This is a genomic window from Streptomyces sp. NPDC088354 (assembly GCF_044753585.1).
In the GTDB taxonomy this organism is placed as follows: domain Bacteria; phylum Actinomycetota; class Actinomycetes; order Streptomycetales; family Streptomycetaceae; genus Actinacidiphila.
The window spans coordinates 1-5,511 of record NZ_JBIVNJ010000106.1 but is presented as its reverse complement, the minus strand read 5'-3'; the positions used below and the strand labels follow the sequence as shown (position 1 = coordinate 5,511).

The 5,511-nt window shown below is 64.2% G+C and carries 4 protein-coding genes and 1 pseudogene; 2 read left to right on the top strand and 3 right to left on the bottom strand.

Translation table 11 applies throughout. The features are described 5' to 3' along the window. Nucleotides 1-478: 478 nt before the first annotated feature. The 3 genes from ACIP98_RS41765 to ACIP98_RS41755 form a co-directional block, all read right to left on the bottom strand. Nucleotides 479-916: a hypothetical protein gene (locus ACIP98_RS41765; RefSeq protein ID WP_401982041.1), complete on the bottom strand. Its 438-nt coding sequence runs from the start codon at nucleotides 914-916 to the stop codon at nucleotides 479-481. A gap of 135 nt (nucleotides 917-1,051) precedes the next feature. Then, nucleotides 1,052-2,464, bottom strand: a complete 1,413-nt coding sequence (locus tag ACIP98_RS41760) for an alginate lyase family protein (protein WP_401982038.1) — start codon at nucleotides 2,462-2,464, stop codon at nucleotides 1,052-1,054. Nucleotides 2,465-2,641: 177 nt separating this feature from the next. After that, on the bottom strand, nucleotides 2,642-3,007 hold the full coding sequence (locus ACIP98_RS41755) for a glycoside hydrolase family 19 protein (RefSeq protein WP_401982036.1): 366 nt from the start codon (nucleotides 3,005-3,007) through the stop codon (nucleotides 2,642-2,644). A 598-nt stretch (nucleotides 3,008-3,605) separates the two neighbouring features. Between ACIP98_RS41755 and ACIP98_RS41750 the strand changes: the two are divergent. Next, a pseudogene (locus tag ACIP98_RS41750) lies at nucleotides 3,606-4,783 on the top strand (RNA-guided endonuclease InsQ/TnpB family protein); the annotation flags it as partial. Nucleotides 4,784-4,810: 27 nt separating this feature from the next. Beyond that, entirely contained in the window at nucleotides 4,811-5,065 is a 255-nt protein-coding gene (locus tag ACIP98_RS41745) for a group II intron maturase-specific domain-containing protein (protein ID WP_401982044.1), read from the top strand. Nucleotides 5,066-5,511 lie beyond the last annotated feature (446 nt).

Here is a 5,511-nt window from a genome sequence, read left to right as displayed (position 1 = left end):
ATCGGCACCGTTCTCGCGGCCCCCTCGGCGACCAGCCGTGCGTCGGACGCGACGAAGCTGATGAACTACGGCTTCAAGAAGTAGTCACATCGGCACGACGAAGGGTCTGCCCAAGACCATGCGGTCGTGGGCAGGCCCTTCGAGTACCGGCAACAGCGTGACGCACGGGCGTCAATGGCATCCATCTCCCGGCCGGTGAGCGCATCATGAGCGATGCGTTCCCGATGCTGTGGCGGCCCAGTACCGCACCTGCGATCCGATGCTCCGGGTGGGGCGTGCGGCGCGCCAAGGGTGTAGCTGAGGTGACCGCAGGTTGGGCGAGGCAGGTGTCGGCGATGAAACCGGCCCGGCCACATCACCGCTACGACCACGGACAGCAAGGGCCTGGGCTGGGGCTTCGCGCAGAGAGTCCCGGTCCCCCTTCGTTCCTGTCCGTCGTCATGAGCGGCGCACTCACACCGGACGCCGCGTGGAGCAGCTACTTTTGCTGGCTCACGGCCTCCGGCAGAGGAGTGCCGAAGGTGGTGGCGCCGACGTTGGTGAGGCCCATCTTCGCGGCGTCGATGGACGGTCCGCTGAACCGGGGCAGGTTGGCGTACTGCGCGGGTTCCTTGCGTTCGATGGCGTTGGCCTGGGCGGTCTGCCGGCCCGGGTCGGGGATCGAGGCCGCAGCGTGGATCTTCTTGTCCAGTCCTGAGGTTCCGGCGCCGGTCAAGTTGGAGTCGCTGTCGGTGCCGTAAAACTGGTACAGGTAGCTTGCGCCGAAGGGGTTCGTGGAGCGGTCCGGATAGGAAGAGATCGAAGTCCCGGTCGCCGAGGAGGGTGTAGCCCACGATGAGCGCAACGCCGACGTCACAAATACCGGCACTCGGGGTACGCAGGCGATTTCCGCACAGTCAGCCTTGGAGCCGACCATGGCGCCATCCGTGCGCGCCTGGCCTCCGCACGACCCCGCTTCTCGCTGAGCCTGCCTGGCGTTGGCCTCCTACCCTGGCCGCGCATAGCAGCCCCCCGGGGGCATTGCTTCGGCCGGGGAGCCGATAGTGTGAGTTCACCACCCATAAGCGCGCGGGCTGCTGTGACCGCTACGATCCTGTAGGTGGGACCGGCCGAAAATTTCGAAGGGAACAGGAAGGATGGCGTTGCCACCCACAGTCACACGGGGCGTCAATTCCTTTGCAGCCAATACATTGTCGAGGCCGTTTGTCTGGCCCGTGGCCAGCCGCGCATTGGGTAGAACCGGGTTGTTTGCGTTGGTCAGTGTTTCCCAGGCTACGAAGAGATAGTTCGTTCCCGCCGGTCGATTACGCTCGGTCAGCGCCTGGGTGTTGGTCATGGCAACTCCCTGTCGCGTGTGCAGTGCGTTGAATCCAGTCTCCGTGACCGGACCGAGGCCGCGCTTGAGCGGCCCATTACCGCACAAGTTCGCAGGCTCGGGAGCTGCGCGTAGCTCCTGGGTGGACTGCCAGCCGAGCGCCTGTCGAAGACGCTCTCCAACCTGCGGATAGAGATCCGCGCCTTGCATGAGAGCCGTCTCTGCGACGTGAGACATCGAGGCGATACTGTAGCCAGTGTGCACGAAGTCCCTGCACGTCTCTTGCGTCATCCCGGTGATGTACCGTTGTGCTGTCTCCCAGTTGAAGCCCCCGTCCGGACTGCGATGCGGCGTCGGTCCGTCGGATTCGAGGTAGACGAAGGCGGGTACGCGCTGGAGGTATTGATTGACCGCCTTGTCAAAGGTGACTGGATCATTCGTGAAGACCGCTATCCCGATTGAGGCCTCAGCCTCGATGAGGTCCCAGTTGCTCGTCCTGTCGTCCCCGTTCACGACGACCGGCAGGTAGATCGAACGCAGCGTGTTCGCGAAGCGGGCCGCGTTCGGCCAGTTCTGGTAGCGGTACTTCATAAGCTCGGCAGCCTTGACCCATGATGCGGCCGACCATGCCGTCTGAATACCCGTATTTGCACCCGTATGACTTGTTATCGTGGCTGACCAGGCATCCATGATCTGGATCGACTTCTTGGCATACCGTTCGTCACCGCTGATAGCCCATGCCAGCGCGTCGGTGTAGGCGGCGATGGCGTCTTGCCGTTCATCTGTGCATCCGTTGTTCGGATTACTGCTCTGACCACAGTTGACAACGGACCGAGGTGCAGGGACTCGCGTGAGTGAGGCGAGAGGATCATTGATCATGTCGTCGTACGCACCCCTCCAGGGGGACGCGCCTTGCTGTACTTTGGTCCTCACGAACTCCAGCTGCGCCGAAGTGATGTTGACGCCCGGATGCGCGAAGCTCTGGGGCGCGAATTGCGGGGCAGCTCGAGGTGCGAGGGTCGCCGACGGGGTACTCAACGGCACCGCTGAGAGAGGTAGCAGCCCGCATACTGCCGCGAACGCGAAGTGCTTCAACGTCGAGTGCATGGAAGATTCCCATCTGTTGGCATAATCGAAGCCCTGGATCATGACGCGGCCGCGCGCACGTCCAGTTGAACTTGTGGGCGATAGCACTGTGCATCTGGTTGATGCGGACTGTGGCTGCCGTGTATGAAGCGCACGGGCACTACGTGTCTGTGAGAGGCATTGAAAGGCCCGTCCTAGGCGCGGGTTCGAACGTTACCCGAAGCGGCTAAACGTAAAAGCTCAGGAGTAGAGATCGTTGCTGCCCTTGTCGAGCCCGAGAGCCGTGGTCAACCTCTGGTAGGTGCTCACCCGGCTCTGGACCTGTCTTGGGTTCTTCCCATCGCATTCGAGGGAGCCGTTGAGGGCGCGGATGATCTTGCCGAAGCCCGCCCGGTCCACCATCGCGCTGTGCGGAGCCATCGTGCTGGTGCCGATTGAGATATTCCGGAACCAGTTCGTGCGCCAGGCTACTGCGGAGTCTTTCTGGACCAGAGAAGGGTTGTGCGAGAGGTCGATGCCGAGCCCGTCCCCCACTGACTTGTAGTTCGCCGTCGCAACGTCAACGCACTTGCTGACCAGTCCGGTGATCTGGTCATCAGTCGCCAAGGCGGGCGGTGCCCTCAAGAAGCTACCGAAGGAGGCGCACTTGACCATCGGCGGTTTGACGGGGGGCTAGGCATTTGGGTACCACTCCTAAGCCGGCGCAAGGCCGAGACTACGAGCAACAACGAGAATCCGTCTCAGCAAAGGTCACACCGCAAGGCCTAATTCTGAATAACGGATGCCGTGTTGAGGTCCGCGACGGTTCAGACCTTTGCAGTTTGACGCGGACTCGTCAAGTGTGCTCCCGCTCTCGTGGCGAAGGGTCGGCAAGAAAGTCGCTGGCGTCCTATCGGATGGCGTCTAGCTTCTAAAACTGCAGAGTAGCGCGGTGACGCCCCGTGGTTTCGATGTTGTCCTGGAGCACGTCCTTCCCCACTCGGGGCCCATCTCGGCTTCCTGCGGCGGACTGCCCCCTGTACGACAACCCAGCGGTGAAAGTCTCTCACCTGGTTTCTTCCAGGAGGCCCGGGTCTTCAGGCCGGGGAGGTACGGGTCCTTGGGTCGGAGCCGTGAAGCGGTGGAGTTGGCTGGGCATCTGTTCTGTCCTGCGCTCTCTTTGGTTGTCGGTGGGGCTGTGAGGTTGCGGAGCGTGACGGCGGCAGTGACGGTCGAGGAGGGGTTCGGGCATGCCCGGTTCATCTTCCGGTTGCGGGTGTCGTCCACGGCGCGTGCCGGTCTTGAGGCGGAGTGGGCGCGATGCCGGCGGGTGTGGAACGAGTGCGTGGCGGCGTCCCGCAAGGTCCATGCCCTGAACCAGACCGCCGGGCAGAAGACCCTGCGGCCCGGCGCAACTGGACAGGATGACCGGGGCGAGGCGTCGATGGTGTGGTTGCGCGAAGGCAGCCCGGTCCCGCAGCAGCAGACCGTCCGGGACTTCGGCAATCTCCGCGCCAGGGCGTTGAAGGACATCGTGGCGCGGCTGCCGATGGGGCAGCGGGCCGGGATGGCTCGCATCAAGGGCAAACGCGAGGCCGCGCCGTCGCTGAACTGTACGACGCGGGGTTTTGGGCTCAAGGACGGGCGCCTGCACCTCGCGGGCGGGATCGCGCTGACGGTGGTGTGGTCGCGCCACCTGCCCGCCGCCCCGACGTCGGTGCGCGTGTGCCGGCGCAGCCTCGGCTACTTCGCCAGTTTCGTTGTGGCCGTCTAGGTGCAGCGGCTGCCTGCCACCGGCGTGGTGATCGGTGTCGATTGGGGGGTGCGTGAGACTGCGACGACGATCCGCGACCTCCATGATCTGTCCCACGCCCAGCGCGGTAGGAGTGCCGCGCGGCGAGGCTGGCCCGGTACCAGAGGATGATGGCGCGGCGTCGCACCCCGCGGGGCATGCCCGACACGGGTGGGTACCGCAGGGCCCGCCGGGCTGCGGCGAAGGTGTCGAAGAGGATTGCCCGGCAACGTCAGGACATGGGCCGTACGTGGGTCAAGCGCGTGGTGACCGACCACGACGTGATTGCGGTTGAGGACTTCCGGCCGACGTTCCTGGCGAGGTCCGGCATGGCGCGCAAGGCGGCGGATGCCGCGATCGGCGCCACGGAGGCGGCTTTGATCGAGAGGGGCCGCAAGCACGGGCGGGACATTCGCCTGGTGCAGCCCGTGCAGACCACCATGGACTGCGCGGTGTGCGGAGCGAGAGCCAAGAACGCACTTCCTCTTTCGGAATGTACCTAGACCTACATCTGCGCCGCGTGCGCAGCCGTGTGCCCCCAGGGACGCGAACCCGCGCGCGTGATGCTGGTCCGGGCTGGTCTCGACCCGGCTGGTGCCGATCGTGCAAGAGCTGGAGACCGCTGGTCCCCAGCCCACATGAGCCAGAAATCCCCGTGCGAGGAGGATGTCAAGTTCCAACAACGCCAAATGGGGGACAGGAATGGCAATATCAGATGGTCGTTCCGCGCTGCGGTCAGCAGGGACGCCCTCAAACGACTTGGCAAGGAGGTCCGCTCCTGGCGGCTCCGCCAACGAGTCAACCTCACCGCGGAAGACCTCTCGCAGCGGATCAATCCGATCGTCGCGGGTTGGATGCAGTACTACGGCCGGTTCCACCGATCGGCCTTGTAGCCATTCCTGAGGCGTATCAACGCCTATTTGGTGCGCTGGCTACGCAACAAGTACAGACGGATTCGCGAGATGAAGGCGGCCGTTGCGGCCCTCAGCGGGCAGCCAGGCGCTGCCGGGCTGTTCGCACAGTGGAGGTGAACCCACTCCTCCTCATGCTTGACCTCGTGATCAAGACGGCAACAGCCGGAGGGTGTCAATCCCTCCAGCTACCCGACCTTCTTCCTTCCCGATACGAGTTCGCGGTCCGCAGAGGCTGGCGACGGGTCGGCGGATAGATCTTGGTGGCGTCCAGGCGGAGTTCGGCGCCCTCGGCCCGGGCATAGGAGAATACCTCCGACAGCGTCGTCAGGACCGGGGGGTGCCTCTATGTCTTTCGTCAAGCCAGGCGTGGGGTTCTGGGTTCGTAGAAGGTTCCGTCGCGGAGCATGGCGAACAGGACGCTGATG